Genomic DNA, 17,055 nt, shown 5'->3' on the forward strand with positions numbered 1-17,055 from the left:
TCTCGATTGTGCTCCTCGGACGCTGTCGGCGGCGCCCACTACAGTTGTGATCTGTGACTACCTGGGTTCCCGATGTCCTCGGCGACGGCTACGAACAGACGACCATCCCACTCGGAGACGATCCGGACGGCGAGGGCCAGGTCGAGGCCACTCTGGTGCGGTATCAACCGCCGGGTGTCGCCAACTTCGACCGCGCGGTGATCTATGTCCACGGATTCACCGACTACTTCTTCCAGCGACACATCGCCGAGCATTTGGCCGCCAAGGGATACGCGTTCTACGCGCTCGACCTGCGCAAATGTGGACGATCGCGCCGTGAGGGCCAGACCGCACACTTCGTGACCGATCTGGCGATGTACGACGCCGAGCTGAACGAGGCGCTGAGCCTGGTCCGCGCCGAGCGCGCGGACGCGCCGGTGCTGCTGATGGCGCACTCCACCGGTGGCCTCGTGTTGCCGCTGTGGCTCAACCGTCTCAACCGTCAGGAGGGCGGCTCGTCCGGGTTGGGCCTGGCAGGCGTCGTCCTCAACAGCCCCTGGTTCGACCTGCAGGGCCCGCCGGCGATACGTAGCGTCGGTACCGCGGCGATCGACGTGATCGGCAGATTTCGGGCAAAGACGCCGGTCCCCGGGGGCGGCTTGGATACCTACGGCCTTTCCCTCGCGGCATCGGAGCAGGGCGAGTGGGATTACGACCTGGATTGGAAACCCCTCGCCGGCTTCCCCATCACCTTCGGCTGGATCCGTGCGGTCCGGCACGGGCATGCCGAGCTGCACCGCGGCCTCGATATCGGAATTCCGTCGTTGATCCTTCGCTCGAAGGTGACGCATTTCTCCCGCCGCTACAGCTCGGCCGTCGACGCGGCCGATGCCGTTCTCGATGTCCGGCAAATCGCCCGTTGGGCCGGCTGCCTGGGTGATCGAACCTCGATCGTCCCCATCGAGGGCGCACGCCACGACGTCTTCCTGTCCACCGAGGGCCCTCGCTCACGGGCCTTCGAGGAAATGGACGAATGGCTCGAGTGGTTGCACCGGGGAGAGAAGACCGACCACGCGTCGGGCAAGGACCACACCGAGATCGGACACATTTCATGACAGAACATTTCGACGTCGTCATCATCGGCTCGGGCTCGGGAAACTCGATCGTCGATCAGAGGTTCGACGACAAGAAGGTCGCCCTGATCGAGGAGAATGCGACGTTCGGCGGTACGTGCCTCAACGTCGGCTGCATCCCCACCAAGATGTACGTGTACGCGGCCGAGGTGGCTCGTACGGTGCGAGATTCCTCCAAGTACGGCATCGATGCGCACGTCGACACGGTCCGCTGGCCGGACATCGTCGAGCGGGTCTTCGGACGTATCGACCCCATCTCCGAGGGCGGCAAGCGATACCGCGCCGAGGGCAGCCCTAACGTCACGCTGTTCGAGGGTCACGCACGCTTCGTCGCCCCGCGCACCATCGACACCGGAACCGGTAAGACCATCACGGCGGACCAGATCGTCATCGCGGCCGGCTCACGTCCCACCGTGCCGCAATCGATCGAAGATTCCGGTGTCACCTACCACACCAACAACGACGTCATGCGCCTACCGGCACTGCCCGAACACCTCGTGATCCTCGGATCCGGTTACATCGCAGCCGAATTCGCGCACGTGTTCTCCGCACTCGGATCGAAGGTATCGATCGTCGCCCGTAAGGATTCACTGCTGCGCGCGTTGGATGCCGATATCGCGAAACGATTCACCGAGCTCGCCCGGGCCAAGTGGGACGTTCACCTCGATTCCGGTGACACGCGCGGGATTTCCGAGGGCGGACTGCACGGCGTCGAACTTGCGGACGGCACCAAGGTCCTCGGAGACGCGTTCCTCGTGGCCGTCGGCCGGCAGCCCAACGGCGACCGACTGAATCTCGGTGCTGCTGGGATCGAGCTGGACGACGAGGGCCGCATCACGGTCGACGAGTTCGGCCGCACCACCGCCGAGGGCGTGTTCGCACTGGGCGACGTCTCCTCGCCGTATCAGCTCAAGCATGTGGCGAATCAGGAAGCGCGCGTGGTCCAGTACAACCTGTTGCAGGACGCCTGGCACGGCGACACGTCGGCGTTGCGTACCTACGATCACCGATTCGTTCCCGCTGCCGTGTTCACCGACCCGCAGATCGCGGAGGTGGGGATGACCGAGGAACAGGCCCGAGACGCAGGGCTCGACATCACGGTGAAGGTCCAGAACTACGGCGACGTCGCCTTCGGCTGGGCGATGGAGGACAGCGAGGGGCTGTGCAAGATCATCGCCGAGAAGGGCACCGGCAAGATACTCGGGGCCCACATCATCGGAGCTCAGGCCCCCACGCTCATCCAGCCGCTCATCCAGGCGATGAGCTTCGGGTTATCCGCCCAGGACATGGCCCGCGGTCAGTACTGGATTCATCCGGGACTGCCCGAGGTGGTCGAGAACGCGCTCCTGGGCCTCGAACTGTAGTTTTCGGTCACCAGGGGCTGGTGCGGAGCACTATCTCCGTGGCCAGCGCAGCCGGGGCGTCGGCCGCGACATGTTCGACACCGTCGAGCGCTACGACCCGGAAGTCCGAGTAGACGAAGCGGCCGCTGTTGTCGGCGGCCGGACGCATCGCGGAGTTGCCGATGACAAGCGTCGTCGGCAACTCGATTGCGGGGCATTCGGCGTCGCGCACGACTCCCCGATCGTCGGCGATTGCCGGATGGCAACGATCCACGGCGATGAGGCTGGCAAACCTCCCGAAGGTCTTGGCCGCGAGCCTCCAGGCCGTTTCTGCACCGGCCCCGCTCCCGACGAGGTGGACCCACGACAGCTTCAGCTCGTCCAGTAGGGCGAGAACAGCGTCGTCCCCCACTCCATCGATGTCTTCCACCGCAACGGTTTTGAGATCCGAGTTGTGCAACCGCTCGCTGACCGAGTCGTAGACATCGACCGAATCGCCGATCCCGGGCAACAGGAGCACGGCGTGCCGACTGTCCGGTCCTGCTACTCGTATCGAAACAGACCCGCCCGCAGCACTCACATGCGTGAACTCCATGGGGACGACGGTACTGCCTGTTGCCAGAACCACGCATCGGTTCTATGGTTAGTTACATGAGTAATGAACCAGTGAGGCATCGGACCTCACCGCAACGGTGGTGGCTCTGATGGACGAGGGCAGGCCGATCTTCCTGCAGATCGCCGAGCTCGTCGAGAACTCGATCATCGACGGCTCGCTCGCCGAGGAGGAACAGGTTCCCTCCACCAACGAGCTCGCCGCGTTCCACCGCATCAATCCGGCCACAGCGGGCAAAGGCCTGGCCAAGCTCGTCGCCGACGGCGTCGTCTACAAGAAACGAGGAATCGGGATGTTCGTCACCACAGGCGCACGGGACGCACTTCGGTTCCGTCGACGCGATCTGTTCGCCCGTCAGTACATCGACCCGCTCGTCACCGAGGCACGCAAGCTCGGAATGACCGTCGACGAACTCAAGACCATGCTCGACAACTGGGAGGCAGCGCGATGAGCATTCACGATGTCCGTACGACCGACGAACCCCGTCGCATCGTTGCGTCGGCCACACACCTGACCAAGAAGTTCGGCTCGTTCACTGCAGTCGACGACGTGAGTTTCGAGATCGAACGCAACAAGATCTACGGCTTCCTCGGCCGCAACGGAGCAGGCAAGACCACCGTCATGCAGATGATGACCGCCCAGATGCGCGAAAGTGATGGTGAGATCTCGGTGTTCGGCGAGCGCCCGTGGGAAAACCCACGCGCTCTGAGTCACGTGTGCTTCGTCAAGGAAAGCCAGAAGTATCCCGACGATCTGAAAGTCAAGAACGCCATCGCGCAGGCGTCCCACATTCTTCCGCACTGGGACAACGACTTCGCCGCCGAATTGCTGCGCGATTTCGACCTCCCGTTGGGTCGCAAGATCAAGAAGCTCTCTCGCGGAATGACGTCGGCACTCGGAATCGTCATCGGTCTCGCGTCCCGAGCGCCACTGACGTTCTTCGACGAGCCCTATCTGGGGCTGGACGCAGTATCACGACACATGTTCTACGACCGACTGCTGGCCGACTACGCGGAGAGCCCCCGAACGGTCGTTCTGTCGACGCACCTCATCGACGAGGTCAGCAATCTGATCGAGCACGTGATTCTCATCGACAAGGGAAGAATTCTGCTCGACGCCGAGTCGGACGATCTGCGGGAGAGAGCATTCGAGATCACCGGCCCGACCGAGGCTGTCGACCGGTTCGCTGCAGAGCATCGAGTTCTGCACAGAACTGCTCTCGGCTCGACAGCCCGAGCGACGATCGACGGACGACTGAACGATCACCAGCAATCCCTCGGCGTGGCGTCCGGTCTCAGTATCGAACCGATTCCGTTGCAGCAGTTGATCATCGATCGAACCACTGCCCACTCCGGCTCTACCCACGAGTCGACCACCGCCGAGGAGGCCTTGTCATGAAGCGCATATTGAACGTAGCTCGGGTCCACAACACCTCTTGGGCAACCACATTCGCGTGGCCCCTGGGAATCCTCGTCGCAGTCTTCGTGATCACCTACGGCATCTTCTCGGTCGTTCCGGATAGCGATTCGGATTTCAGCTTCAGCGGCGGAGTGTTCTCGGTCTATGGCTTCGCTATTGCCTTCTACGTCACGGCTATCACCCAGTGCTTCCCGTACGCGCTGAGCCTGAGCATCACACGTCGCGAATTTCTCACTGCGACAGCATTGGTGGGGGTAGCACAATCGGTCGCCCTCGGCACGATCGTCTACCTGTTGTCGGTCGTCGAAGCCGCGACCGGCGGCTTCGGCCTGAAGATCCGCATGTTCGGTCTGGCCCGCTACGCCACCGACAATCCGCTCCTGCAGTGGCTGACTCTGGTGATCGGACTACTACTGATCGGATCCGTCGGGGCGTTCGTCGGAGTCGTCTATCGACGCTTCCGCACGAACGGTCTGTTCACGCTCGGACTCGCCGGCCTCGTCGTCTTCGGAGGCGGCGCGATCGTGATCACGTGGCAGAATTGGTGGCCCGACGTCGGGACGTTCTTCACCGACACGCCACGCGTGCTTCTGCTGGTGGTCGTTCCGCTCGTGATCACCGGGATCTTCTCGACCGTGAGTTGGATGGGCTTGCTCAAAGCATCTGCGTGACGATCTTCTTGGTCGAGACGTCGACGCCGTTCTCCATCAGATCGAGAACGGCGTCGACGTCGATGTTGCTTTCCACCAGATCGGCCAGCAGATCCAACTGCTGTTCTCGTAGGGCCGCGACCGACGTGTCGGACGCAACTTCGAATCCTGCGCGCCCCGCCTTCTCCGCCACCCAGGCGAGAAAGGATCGACGAAAATCATCGGACTCGAGCAGTCCATGCCAATGGGTACCCAGAACGCTGCCGCGTAGGCTGCCTTCGGAACTACCCGACGCGGAGGCCAACAAGGCGTCGTCGCCGTTCCGTGCGACCCGGCCGTGGTGAATCTCGTAGCCCGACACGGAATTCGGGCCGAACTGCAGCGACAGCCCCGCCACCTGCGCAAGCACTTTGTCGGCCGCGAACTCGACCGACAGATCGAGCAGACCGAGACCACTGACTGCGCCGGCTCCGGATTCGACGGTGTCGTGGATCGTTCGGCCCAACATCTGATAGCCACCGCAGATCCCCAGAACCGGAAGTCCCGCAGCCCCGCGTGCCGCGATCGCATCGGCAAGTCCGGTGCGCCGCAACCACTCCAGATCCGACACGGTGGACTTACTGCCCGGAACGACCACCAGATCCACATCCTCGAGCCGGGACGGCTCGGTGACCCAGTGAACCGACACCCCGGGCTCGCAAGCCAACGCCTCGACGTCGGTGGTGTTGGAGATTCTCGGCAAACGCACGGCCGCGACGCGCAACCACTGCGAGCCGTGCGGTGCACGCGGCCTCCCCACCGGAGCATCGGGAACGGTTCCGAGTGAATCCTCGGCGTCCATCCACAATCCGTCGGCGAACGGAACGACACCGTACGTCGGGCGTCCCGTCAACGCGCGCAACTGATCGAGACCGGGTGCCAGCAGAGCAGGATCACCGCGGAACTTGTTGATCACGAACCCGGCGACGAGCGCCTGATCCTCCGGAGACAGCACCGCCACGGTGCCGAACAAGTGAGCCAGCACTCCCCCTCGATCGATATCCCCCACCACGATCACCGGAAGAGACGCCGCCGTCGCCAACCCCATGTTGGCCAAGTCCGTGGCGCGCAAATTGATCTCGGCGGGCGAGCCCGCCCCCTCGCAGATCACCACATCGAATTCCTCACGCAGAGAGGCCAATTCGTCTGCCACCACGGCGCGCAACGACTGCCGATGCTCGATGTAGTTGCTCGCACTCACCTGCGCTACCGCCCGCCCGCGCACCACCAACTGCGAGGTCCGGTCGCTTCCAGGTTTGAGCAATACCGGATTGAAGCGGACACTCGGCTCGAGACCGCAGGCCGATGCCTGCATCGCCTGCGCTCGGCCGATCTCACCGCCGTCGAGCGTGACCACCGAATTGTTGGACATGTTCTGCGCCTTGAACGGAGCCACCCGCACGCCCCGTCTTGCCAACATCCGGCACAGGCCGGCGACCAACACACTCTTGCCTGCATCCGACGTCGTCCCGGCAACCAGCAGAGCGCCTTTCACGGCAGTATCGGATTCTTGTTCACTCCGCAGGCTCCGCTCACGGCAGTGTCAAGATCTCGCTGCCCGTCTCGGTCACCACGAGCGTGTGCTCGAACTGCGCGGTCCACTTCTTGTCGTGCGTGACCACCGTCCAGCCGTCGTCCCACATCTCGGCGTTGATCGTGCCCAGGTTGATCATCGGTTCGATGGTGAACGTCATGCCCGGCTCGATGATGGTCTCCACCGACGGCTGGTCGTAGTGCAGCACGACGAGGCCGTTGTGGAACGTCGTACCGATGCCGTGGCCGGTGAAGTCCTCCACCACGCCGTAGCCGAAACGGTGCGCATAGGACTCGATCACTCGCCCGACCACGTTCAGGGCGCGCCCCGGCTTGACCGCCTTGATGGCACGCATCGTCGCTTCGTGGGTCCGCTCGACGAGCAGGCGCGCCTCCTCGGACACGTCTCCTGCCAGGAACGTCGCGTTGGTGTCGCCGTGCACACCGTCGATGTACGCGGTGACGTCGATGTTGACGATGTCCCCGTCCTCGATCACCGTCGAATCGGGGATGCCGTGGCAGATGACCTCGTTCAGCGAGGTGCAGCACGATTTCGGAAAACCCTTGTAGCCCAACGTGGACGGGTAAGCGCCGTGGTCGACCATGTACTCGTGTGCAATACGGTCGAGCTCATCGGTGGTCACTCCCGGTGCCACGGCCCGGCCCGCTTCCTGCAGAGCGCGAGCCGCGATCTTCGACGCCACGCGCATCTTCTCGATGACCTCGGGGGTCTGCACCCACGGCTCGCTGCCTTCGTTCACGGTCGACTTCCACGCGTATTCGGGTCGCTCGATCGACTTCGGGACGGAGAGGACGGGCGAGACGACGCCTGGCACGAGTGGCTGACGGGGCTTGCTCTCGGCGGTGACAGACATGCCGTCCAGAGTAGTCGTCGCATCCGTGTCCAGAAGAACCAGCGCTGCTGGTCGAGGCCACCGAATCCGCAACCGCGCGACGGGATATGATCTGGGTCACGTTCGCCGTCGACGTACCCGAACCGAGGAAGGAAGCGTCGTGGTCCATTCCAGTCTGTTGCGCCCCCGGGACGGCGATGCCCTTCGCGCCGAACTACGCCAGGTCGCCGCGACGTCCGCCGTGCCCGTCGTGTTCGGCGGGGAAGTGTCCTCGGAAACGCTGCACCTGAGCGAATTTCACGGCACCCGCACGCGTGGGCTGGAAGGGCTCGCCATCCCGCCCAGGTCCGGTCTCGGTGGCCGGGTCATGGACCAACGTCGGCCCGCGGCCGTCAGTGATTACGGCGCGTCGATGTCGATCACCCACCACTTCGACCGGCCGGTCCTCGGCGAGGGCCTCAAGTCGATCCTGGCGGTGCCGGTTGTCGTCGCCGGAGCAGCCCGCATGGTGATGTACGCAGCGGTGCGAGAACGCGGCCCCCTCGGTGATCGAGTCGGCGACATCATGACCGCCGCAGCCCGGCGCCTCGGTCAGGAGATCGCCATCCGCGACGAGGTCGACCGCAGGGTGCGCCTCATGGAGAGTGCGCGGGCCACGTCGGACGGGCACCTCTCGCGGACGGCCGAGTTGCGCGGTGTGCACGACGAGCTCGCCGAGCTCGCTCGGTCGATCGGAGACGCGGCGGTCAAGCACAGACTGGACGCGGTCACCGCGCGACTGGCAGCAACACTCGGTCGGACGGCGAACCAGGACAGCGACTCCGGCGACTCGCAGGCATTGACGCCACGCGAGATCGACGTCATCTCGCAGGTCGCGCTCGGTTGCACCAACGTCGAAGTCGCGGCACGGCTGTCGATCGGTGCCGAGACGGTCAAGTCCTATCTCCGCAGCGTGATGCGAAAAACCGACTCGCACACTCGATACGAAGCGGTTCTCGCGTGTCGTCGACTCGGGCTGTTGTCGGGCTGAATCCGGCCCACCGGCGTAGCGCTCAGTACCCCGGCGGAAGCTGCTCGAACATCTCTCGGGTGACGGCGACCGCATTGTCCGAGCTGCCGCCGCGTACCACCAAAGTCGCGAAGGCGATGTCGCCTCGGTAACCGACGAACCACGAGTGCGATCCGCCCTCGACCTCTGCTTCTCCGGTCTTGCCGTACACCTCGCCCTGGTCGGCGATCCGTTCTGCGGTGCCGCTGGTGACCACCGAGCGCATCATGCCGCGTAACCCGTCGACCATGGCAGGTTCTATCGGTGGATGATCGCCGGTGATGGCGGTTTCCCGTCCGACCAGAAGATTGGGAACCGGTGTGGAGCCGTGGGCAACCGTCGCGGCGGCCAGTGCCATCCCGAAGGTCGAGACGACCACCTTGCCCTGGCCGAATCCGTCCTCGGTGCGCTGGACGAGTTCGTCCGCGGGCGGGACCGAACCCGAGTCGGTCGGCAAGCCCACGACGTCGTAGTCCGGACCGACGCCGAACTGGGACGCGGCCACAGTCAACGCGTCGGGCGACATCTCGCTCGCCAGCTTCGCGAAGGAGGTGTTGCACGATCGGGTGAACGCGGTGCTCATGGTCACGTCACCGAGGGCGAACTCGTTGTAGTTGGGGACGCTTCGTTCGCCGATCTCGATACGACCGGGGCACGGAACGGTGCTCCCCGGGGTCGCGAGTCCGCTGGAGATCGCCGCCCCGGCAGTGATGATCTTGAACGTCGAACCCGGTGGGTAGAGACCGGCCGACGCGACCGGACCGTCCCGATCGGCGGCCGGATTCTGCGCCACAGCGAGGATGGCCCCGGTGGACGGCTGAATGACCACCGTCATGGCCTGCTCGGCCCTGGCGTTCACTGCTCGTTGGGCCGCGACCTGAATATTCCGATCGAGGCTGATCGAGAAGGACGGTGCCGGCTCGGGCGGGGTGTCGGTGAGGACGTCGATGTCGACGCCGTTGCGGTTGCTGGTCACCACGCTCCAGCCGGCCTTGCCGTCGACGTCGTCTATGACGGCCTTCTTGACCTGGCCCACCAGGTCCGGCGCGAAGGTGGGGTCGGTGGACACGAGATCCGATTCGTCGGACGCTGTGACTCCTGGGATCTCGGTGAGCGCCGCCGAGATGGGTTCGAAATCGCTGTCTCGCAACAGCGCCACCGGGTAGTCGCCGTCGACGGAAGTCGCCGACTCCACGATCGACTGGGCCGTGATCGACGCGTCGAACGGTGTCAGCAGTGTCGACAACGCCGTCGCCGAGGCCACGACGTTGTTCGCGGCCGAGGCGTCGAACTTGATTCGATGTACGACCCCGGGCACCAGGACGTCGGTGCCGGAGCGCTCGTTGACGCGAGCGCGTGGTGCAGCCGTCGAGCGCAAGGCCATGGTCTGCGTGTCGCCGAGCTTCGGGTGGATATCCGAGGCGGTCCACCGCACCACCCACTCTCCCGCACTCCGACCCATGTTCAGTTGGCCGTCGTACGTCCACACCCGATCCTTGGGCAGCTGCCAACGGTAGGTGTAGCCGACCGTGGCGGTGTCGCCGTCGACTCGAACCGACGTCGTCTCGGCGTCGAGGGCCTCTGCTTGGAGATTGGTCCACGCCTCGCTCAGCGCAGCGGCCGCGGCGTCCGGCTTGTCGGTATCGGCGGCGGCCGTGGGGATGTCGTTGGCCTCGAAGGCCGCGAGGAATGCCTGAGCTGCGGGCTCCGGACCGTCGGGCTTGGGTGTACACCCAGTGAGGCAGGCACCGACGACGGCACCGATCACGGTCACCACGCCCAGCCGTCCGCGCATCCAGGTCGCATCACGTGATCTCATTGCGCCCCATCGTAATACGGCCGGTGCGTCGACCACGGCAACGAATCGCGTTTCGGGACAGGCCGATCGAGCGACCGTTCTCAGTCCAGCAGCACCGTGGTGAACGTCGCCACTTGCGTCAAACCGATTTTCGCGTAGGCCCGGCGCGCGACGTAGTTGAAGCTGTTGACGTACAGGCTCGCAGTACGCCCCTGGCGGACGACCGAGTTCACCACGGTCGCCGTTCCGGATGCACCCAGGCCGTGCCCGCGTCGGTCCGGGTGCACCCATACCCCTTGGATTTGCCCGACCGTCCCGGACTGCGAGCCGATCTCGGCCTTGAACACCACGCGGCCGTCCTCGAATCTGCCCCAGGCACGTTGCGCTGCAATGAGACTGGCGATCCGACGCCGGTATCCCCTACCGCCGTCGTTCAGTCGCGGGTCGACGCCGACCTCTTCGATGAACATGGCAACGGCCGCGGTCAGATACACGTCCAGCTCGTCGGGTCGAACGAGCCGCACGAGAGGATCAGGCGAGATGGACGACGGTACCGACGTGGCCAACAACGGTTGCTCACCGCGTACCTCTCGCGCCGGACCCCAATCCGTCTCGAGCATTTCCCACAACGGAAGCGTCAACTCCGCTCTGCCGACCAACGACGAGCACAGACGCGGCCCGCGGCACGCGCGGTCCGCGAAGGAACGAAGATCGTCGCTGGAACCGAGCAACGGAACCAGATTCGCACCGTAGAAGCACAGCGACTCGTCCGGACCGCCCCTGCTCCACATCTCGCCGTGGAACGACCTCGGATCGAGGCCCGATTCCTGCACGCGCGCGGCAACCATGCAGGTTGCAACGGGGTCGGCGTCGAGCACCCGGAGCACGTGCGCGACGTCCCGATTACCGAGAGGCTTCGCGCCGAGGAGCTTGAGCACCTACCGACCTCCTGACCCACCTACCGCGTACGCACCGATTCTGAAGCGAATCATTCCAGACAATGTGTTCCCCCGGTGGCAGAGCGGCAAACCGGACGCCGAACAGGTGTACCCGCTCAGCTGACGGTGACCACCGGCGCGCCACCGCTGGCGATCTCGTCCTTCTCGAACTCCTCGGCGATGCGCATCGCTTCCTCGATCAACGTCTCCACGATCTGCGCTTCGGGAACCGTCTTGATGACCTTGCCCTTGACGAAGATTTGGCCCTTGCCGTTGCCCGACGCGACACCGAGGTCGGCGTCGCGGGCCTCGCCCGGCCCGTTCACGACGCAGCCCATGACCGCGACGCGTAGCGGGATCTCCATTCCTTCGAGTCCCGCAGTCACCTCGTCGGCGAGGGTGTAGACGTCGACCTGTGCGCGCCCACACGACGGGCAGGAGACGATTTCGAGTTTGCGCGGGCGCAGATTGAAGGACTGCAAGATCTGGTTGCCAACCTTGATCTCCTCCGCCGGCGGTGCCGACAGGGAAACTCGGATGGTGTCGCCGATGCCCTTGGACAGCAGGGCCCCGAAGGCCACAGCGGACTTGATGGTCCCCTGGAAAGCCGGTCCCGCTTCGGTGACACCGAGGTGCAGTGGGTAGTCGCACTGCGCCGCCAACTGCTCGTACGCAGCAACCATGATGACGGGGTCGTTGTGCTTGACCGAGATCTTGATGTTGCCGAAACCGTGCTCCTCGAACAGGCCCGCTTCCCACAGCGCGGATTCGACGAGCGCCTCGGGTGTCGCCTTGCCGTACTTCTTCATCAGCCGCGGGTCGAGAGAGCCGGCGTTCACACCGATGCGGATCGGAATGTTCGCGTCACCGGCCGCCTTGGCGACCTCCTTGACGCGGCCGTCGAACTCCTTGATGTTGCCCGGGTTGACGCGCACCGCCGCACACCCGGCGTCGATGGCCGCGAAGATGTACTTCGGTTGGAAGTGGATGTCGGCGATCACCGGAATCTGGCTCTTCTTGGCGATGATCGACAGCGCGTCGGCGTCGTCCTGTGTGGGGCACGCAACACGAACGATGTCGCAACCCGACGCCGTCAGCTCTGCAATCTGCTGCAGGGTGGCGTTGATGTCGTGGGTCTTGGTGGTGCACATCGATTGCACCGAGATGGGGCTCTCGCTTCCGACACCCACCGACCCGACCTGGAGCTGCCTGGTCTTTCGACGTGGCGCGAGTACGGGCACCGGCGGTGCGGGCATTCCCAATCCGACTGACACGGACACAGTGGCCTTCTTTCCTAGCTACGACTGTCGAGTCTACTTAGAACAATTGAATCGGGTTGACGATGTCCGCCGTGAGCGTCAACAAGGAGAACCCGATGAAAACGATGATGACCACGTAGGTGACGGGCATGAGTTTCATGTAGTCCACCGGCGCCCCGTCGGGCAGGCCGCGACGATTGCGGAAAATGTTGCGGATGCGCTCGTAGATGGTCACGGCGATATGGCCACCATCGAGCGGCAACAGCGGCACGATGTTGAACACACCGAGGAAGAAGTTGAGCGACGCCAGCAGCCCGACGAACGTCTGCCAGTTGTCGTTTTCCACGGCCTGGCCACCGATGACACTGGCTCCGACGACACTCATCGGCGTGTCGAGCCCTCGTTCACCACCGAAGATCGAATCCCACAGTGCCTCCACCTTGCTCGGCAACTGCACCAACGCTTTCCCGGTCTGCACGAAGATGTCCCCGGTGAAAACAAAGGTCTCGGGCACCGCTTCGATCGGGTTGTATCGAATGTTCGGCGGTGGACCGCCGGTGACGCCGATCGCTCCCACGGTTGTCGAGTTCTTCGCTTTGGTCTCAGGATCGACGACGTAGCGCTGAACCTGAAGGATCGGAACGCTCAGAGTCTGCGAAGCACCGTCGCGATCGACTGTCAGATCGGCCGACCCGGTCGAGTCCCGAATGGCGAGAACGACGTCGGACCAGGTCTCTGTCGGCTGACCGTTCACCGCAGTGATGATGTCGCCCGTGCGCAGTCCGGCTTCGGCAGCCGGACCGTCTCCCGAACACGGCGCAAGTTCACCGTCCTCGGTCTGGGACGTGCTGACACAACCGATGCCCTGGACCGTCGTTGTCGGCGTCACCCGATCCGGCGTGCCCCAGCCGAGCACCAACACGTAGACCAGAACGATTCCCAGCACGAAGTTCATCGCGATGCCGCCGACCATGACGACGATGCGCTTCCATGTCTTCTGGCGGTACATTGCGCGCTCGACCTCGTCGGGCGCGAGCTCGTCGATGGCGGTCATGCCGGCGATGTCGCAGAACCCGCCTGCCGGAATGGCTTTGAGGCCGTATTCGGTCTCGCCGCGTCGGAAGGAGAAGATCTTCGGGCCGAAACCGATGTAGTAGCGGCGAACCTTCATGCCGAGCGCTTTCGCGGTCCACATGTGTCCCGCTTCGTGCAGCGCGATCGACACCCCGATTCCGACGGCGAACAGCACGACACCCAGAGCGAACACCATGTGTCAGAGGCCTTTCGGTTTCAGTAGTTCACGGGCGTGGGCCCGGGCCCAGGAGTCCGCCGCGAGTACGTCGTCGACGTCCCTGGGAGCCGTCGACCAGTCCTGCCCGCCGTCGCCCAGTACCGCGCGCACCGTCTCGACGATCTGCGGAAATTCGATTCTGTCGGCCAGGAACGCTTCTGCCGCGATTTCGTTGGACGCGTTGTACACCGCAGTCATGCACCCACCCATGATCCCGGCCTCACGCGCCAGCTGCACCGCCGGAAACACTCGGTCGTCGAGTGGTTCGAAGTCCCAGGAGAATGCGGTCGTGAAGTCGAGTGCACGGGCGACGTCGGGCACTCGATCGGGCCAGCCGAGGGCCAGCCCGATCGGCAACTTCATGTCCGGTGGACTGGCCTGAGCGATGGTCGAACCGTCGACGAACGTCACCATCGAGTGCACGATGGACTGCCGGTGCACGGTGACGTCGATCTTCTCGTAGGGCACACCGAACAGCAGGTGCGCCTCGATCAGTTCCAGACCTTTGTTGACCAGTGTCGCCGAGTTCAACGTGTTCATCGGCCCCATCGACCAGGTGGGATGCGCGGCGGCCTGCTCCGGCGTGACCGACTTCAGTTCGCTCTCGCTCCACCCTCGAAAGGGACCTCCCGATGCGGTGAGAACCAGTCGATCCACCTCGCCGCGCGTACCGCTCCGCAGGCACTGGGCGAGCGCGGAGTGCTCGGAGTCGACCGGCACGATCTGACCGGGGGCTGCGGCGGCGAGAACCAGCTCGCCTCCGGCGACCAGGGATTCCTTGTTGGCCAACGCCAGGCGAGCACCGCTGTTCAGCGCGGCCAGGGTCGGTTCGAGGCCGAGAGAACCCACGAGGGCATTGAGCACGACGTCCGCCGGGGTCGACTCGACCAGCTCGGTCACTGCTCGCGGACCACTCAGCGCTCCGGGGAAATCGAGCTCGGCGGCGGCCTCAGGCTGGGCGACGGCTACCCGTCGGACACCGGTCTCCGCGATCTGGCGACGGAGCAGTTCGATGTTTCCACCGCCCGCAGCCAGCCCGACCACGACGAAGCGGTCCGGGTTGGCGGCGATGACGTCGAGCGCTTGGGTTCCGATCGACCCGGTACTTCCCAGCAACAGCACACGCATCGGCTCGGGGCGATCCGAGTTGGTCGTTCGCTCACGATGGTCTGGCACCGGTCCATTGTTGCCTACCGAGGCTGAGAAACCCCTATGTGCCGACGCAGGCTGGCACGCTGGGGTGCATGGACTTCTCGAAGTACCGCTCGGCACCGTTCAATTACGACGATGCGGGGGCCACCGCCGGCCCACTGCCCACCGGATACCACCACGTCACGATGTCGAGGGTCGTGGGATCGGGGCTGGACGACTTCGTGGCGGCGGCCGATGCGTTGATGCGATGGGACATGCACCGAGGCGCAGGACTGAAGGTCCGTTCCGAGGCCGAGACCGCTGTGCCCGACTCGGTGGTCGTTCTCACACTCGGACCGGTGCGCATTCCGTGTCGTGTGGTCTATGTCATCGACGAGGCGAACCGTCAGGGTTTCGCCTACGGAACACTCGACGGGCATCCCGAGTCCGGCGAGGAACTCTTCTACGTCGACTACTCCCCCGCCGACGGTGCCGTCACCGCCCACATATCGGCGTTCTCGCGTCCCGGTCGCTGGTACACCAAGCTCGCCGGCCCGGTGGGCAGGCGTATCCAGGCAGCGTTCACCGACCGCTATCTGAGCGCGCTGGCATCGGCGTGCCGAAAGGCCGACTGACTCAGGCCTCGGGCGGGTGCACAGCTCGCCAGTGTTCGGCGATGTCGATTCTCTTCGCGACCCAGACCTTGTCGTGCGACTGGACGTGATCGAGGAAACGTTCCAGTGCAGCCATGCGGGCCGGCCTGCCCACCAGCCGGCAGTGAAGTCCGACCGAGAGCATCTTGGGACTCCCACTCGCGCCCTCGGCATAGAGAACGTCGAAGGCGTCACGTAGATGCGCGTAGAACTCGTCGCCCGTCGAGAATCCTCCCGGCGATGCGAAACGCATGTCGTTGGTGTCCAGGGTGTACGGCACCACCAGGTGATCGACGACCCCGCCGTCTCGGGGCACCTTCTCCCAGTACGGCAGATCGTCTGCATAGGAGTCGGAGTCGTACACGAATCCGCCGTGCTCCACCACGAGCGATCGGGTGTTCGGAGAGTCGCGCCCGGTGTACCACCCCAGTGGCGCAGACCCCGTCAGCTCGCGCAGGATGGTCACGGCCTCCGCCATGTGCTCGCGCTCGACGTTCGCGTCGATCTGCTGATACGACAACCACCGCAAGCCGTGACATGCGATCTCGTGGTCCAATTCCAGCAGTGCCGCAACCACTTCCGGGTTCCGCTCCATTGCCTTGGCGACCGCGAACACGGTCAGCGGTAACCCACGCTTCTCGAATGCGCGCAGCACGCGCCACACTCCGGCTCTGGATCCGTACTCGTACAGCGATTCCATGCTCATGTGTCGATTCGGAAACGCCTGTGCGCCGATCATTTCCGACAGAAACGTCTCGGACTTCGTGTCGCCGTCGAGCACGTTGTTCTCGGCACCCTCCTCGTAATTGAGGACGAACTGGACGGCGATGTTCGCCTCATCCGGCCACTGCGCGAGCGGCGGCGTGCGGCCGTAACCGACCATGTCGCGGGGATAGCTCAGCGGGGACCGACTCGGACGATGGGGAAGGCGCTCGGAGGTCACCGCCGCAGTCTCTCATTCGAGCCCGCACACGCGCTGGGTGAGCGATGCAACCCTGATCACTACGACGGGCGGTCGTATGCCAATATTGTTCCGACAACGCGTCTCGCACCGTTCGTGCCGGGACCCACGTGAACGCATCACCCGAGAGGATCGACCGGTGGCAAATACCGAACTGGAATCCGCTTCGTACGACCCGGTCGTCGATACCCGCAACGAGGTGCCCGAGGTGCCGTCCGCCGCATGGGGTTGGAGCGGCGAGTCGAACAAGGCGATGCGCGTCGCAGCCATCGTCGTTGCCGCGTTCCTGCTGTTCATGATCATCGGAAATCACACCGGCAAGGTCGAGGACCTGTGGTTGGTCGGCTTCGCGGTGGCACTGGTCGGACTCGTCGTGCGCGACGTCATCGTCCGCCGCAAGCCCCGCTAGCGGT

General features: G+C 64.5%; 17 protein-coding genes. 8 read left to right on the forward strand and 9 right to left on the reverse strand.

Going from position 1 to position 17,055, the window contains the following annotated elements:
• Positions 1 to 53 precede the first annotated feature (53 nt).
• Together JLZ96_RS02660 and mtr are read left to right on the forward strand one after the other, a co-directional pair.
• Positions 54 to 1,094 carry an alpha/beta hydrolase gene (locus JLZ96_RS02660; RefSeq protein ID WP_201009461.1) on the forward strand — a complete coding sequence of 347 codons (1,041 nt, stop codon included), beginning with the start codon at positions 54 to 56 and terminating at the stop codon, positions 1,092 to 1,094.
• On the forward strand, positions 1,091 to 2,476 hold the full coding sequence (mtr, locus tag JLZ96_RS02665; protein ID WP_201009462.1) for a mycothione reductase: 1,386 nt from the start codon (positions 1,091 to 1,093) through the stop codon (positions 2,474 to 2,476). The genes JLZ96_RS02660 and mtr overlap by 4 nt, the downstream gene beginning before the upstream one ends.
• Positions 2,477 to 2,483: 7 nt before the next feature.
• Here the strand turns inward: mtr and JLZ96_RS02670 are convergent, their stop codons facing one another.
• Positions 2,484 to 3,050 (reverse strand): alpha/beta fold hydrolase, encoded by a 567-nt coding sequence (locus tag JLZ96_RS02670; protein ID WP_201009463.1) that lies wholly within the window; start codon positions 3,048 to 3,050, stop codon positions 2,484 to 2,486.
• A gap of 106 nt (positions 3,051 to 3,156) precedes the next feature.
• On the opposite strand from JLZ96_RS02670, the gene JLZ96_RS02675 reads away from it, so the two are divergent.
• From JLZ96_RS02675 to JLZ96_RS02685, 3 genes are read left to right on the forward strand one after another with little or no spacing between them, the layout of a single operon-like run.
• Positions 3,157 to 3,519 (forward strand): GntR family transcriptional regulator, encoded by a 363-nt coding sequence (locus tag JLZ96_RS02675; protein WP_027496722.1) that lies wholly within the window; start codon positions 3,157 to 3,159, stop codon positions 3,517 to 3,519.
• Positions 3,516 to 4,466, forward strand: coding sequence for an ABC transporter ATP-binding protein (locus JLZ96_RS02680; protein WP_201009464.1), 951 nt, complete (start codon positions 3,516 to 3,518; stop codon positions 4,464 to 4,466). The genes JLZ96_RS02675 and JLZ96_RS02680 overlap by 4 nt, the downstream gene beginning before the upstream one ends.
• A complete protein-coding gene (locus JLZ96_RS02685; protein WP_094622431.1) occupies positions 4,463 to 5,158 on the forward strand; it encodes an ABC transporter permease in 696 nt (231 codons plus the stop codon). Before JLZ96_RS02680 ends, JLZ96_RS02685 begins: the two co-directional genes overlap by 4 nt.
• Here the strand turns inward: JLZ96_RS02685 and JLZ96_RS02690 are convergent.
• Positions 5,142 to 6,671, reverse strand: coding sequence for a cobyric acid synthase (locus JLZ96_RS02690; protein WP_094622430.1), 1,530 nt, complete (start codon positions 6,669 to 6,671; stop codon positions 5,142 to 5,144). The two genes, JLZ96_RS02685 and JLZ96_RS02690, sit on opposite strands and share 17 nt — an antisense overlap.
• Before the next feature lie 37 nt (positions 6,672 to 6,708).
• Entirely contained in the window at positions 6,709 to 7,584 is an 876-nt protein-coding gene (map, locus tag JLZ96_RS02695; protein WP_201009465.1) for a type I methionyl aminopeptidase, read from the reverse strand.
• 139 nt (positions 7,585 to 7,723) lie between these two features.
• Here map and JLZ96_RS02700 point away from each other — a divergent pair, with 139 nt between their 5' ends.
• Positions 7,724 to 8,593 carry a LuxR C-terminal-related transcriptional regulator gene (locus JLZ96_RS02700; RefSeq protein WP_236253817.1) on the forward strand — a complete coding sequence of 290 codons (870 nt, stop codon included), beginning with the start codon at positions 7,724 to 7,726 and terminating at the stop codon, positions 8,591 to 8,593.
• Between the two features lie 22 nt (positions 8,594 to 8,615).
• On the opposite strand, the gene JLZ96_RS02705 is transcribed toward JLZ96_RS02700, so the two are convergent.
• From JLZ96_RS02705 to dxr, 5 genes are all read right to left on the reverse strand, one after another.
• Entirely contained in the window at positions 8,616 to 10,406 is a 1,791-nt protein-coding gene (locus JLZ96_RS02705; RefSeq protein ID WP_094715307.1) for a penicillin-binding transpeptidase domain-containing protein, read from the reverse strand.
• Positions 10,407 to 10,510: 104 nt separating this feature from the next.
• Positions 10,511 to 11,347: a GNAT family N-acetyltransferase gene (locus JLZ96_RS02710; protein WP_201009467.1), complete on the reverse strand. Its 837-nt coding sequence runs from the start codon at positions 11,345 to 11,347 to the stop codon at positions 10,511 to 10,513.
• Between the two features lie 116 nt (positions 11,348 to 11,463).
• Positions 11,464 to 12,603: a flavodoxin-dependent (E)-4-hydroxy-3-methylbut-2-enyl-diphosphate synthase gene (gene ispG, locus JLZ96_RS02715; RefSeq protein WP_032370959.1), complete on the reverse strand. Its 1,140-nt coding sequence runs from the start codon at positions 12,601 to 12,603 to the stop codon at positions 11,464 to 11,466.
• A 61-nt stretch (positions 12,604 to 12,664) separates the two neighbouring features.
• The gene (locus tag JLZ96_RS02720; RefSeq protein WP_032370793.1) at positions 12,665 to 13,876 is read right to left on the reverse strand and encodes an RIP metalloprotease; all 1,212 of its coding nucleotides are present in this window, start codon (positions 13,874 to 13,876) and stop codon (positions 12,665 to 12,667) included.
• Positions 13,877 to 13,879: 3 nt separating this feature from the next.
• The gene (gene dxr, locus JLZ96_RS02725) at positions 13,880 to 15,025 is read right to left on the reverse strand and encodes a 1-deoxy-D-xylulose-5-phosphate reductoisomerase (RefSeq protein ID WP_201010640.1); all 1,146 of its coding nucleotides are present in this window, start codon (positions 15,023 to 15,025) and stop codon (positions 13,880 to 13,882) included.
• 116 nt (positions 15,026 to 15,141) lie between these two features.
• On the opposite strand from dxr, the gene JLZ96_RS02730 reads away from it, so the two are divergent.
• Positions 15,142 to 15,663, forward strand: a complete 522-nt coding sequence (locus JLZ96_RS02730) for a DUF1990 family protein (RefSeq protein WP_201009468.1) — start codon at positions 15,142 to 15,144, stop codon at positions 15,661 to 15,663.
• 1 nt (position 15,664) lies between these two features.
• Here JLZ96_RS02730 and puuE read toward each other — a convergent pair whose 3' ends face one another.
• Positions 15,665 to 16,564 carry an allantoinase PuuE gene (gene puuE / locus JLZ96_RS02735; RefSeq protein ID WP_032366410.1) on the reverse strand — a complete coding sequence of 300 codons (900 nt, stop codon included), beginning with the start codon at positions 16,562 to 16,564 and terminating at the stop codon, positions 15,665 to 15,667.
• Positions 16,565 to 16,781: 217 nt separating this feature from the next.
• Between puuE and JLZ96_RS02740 the strand changes: the two genes are divergently transcribed.
• A complete protein-coding gene (locus tag JLZ96_RS02740) occupies positions 16,782 to 17,051 on the forward strand; it encodes a DUF2631 domain-containing protein (RefSeq protein ID WP_027496710.1) in 270 nt (89 codons plus the stop codon).
• Positions 17,052 to 17,055: the final 4 nt, after the last annotated feature.

The sequence above is a fragment of the Rhodococcus sp. NKCM2511 genome (genome assembly GCF_014905595.1).
Lineage (GTDB): Bacteria > Actinomycetota > Actinomycetes > Mycobacteriales > Mycobacteriaceae > Rhodococcoides > Rhodococcoides fascians.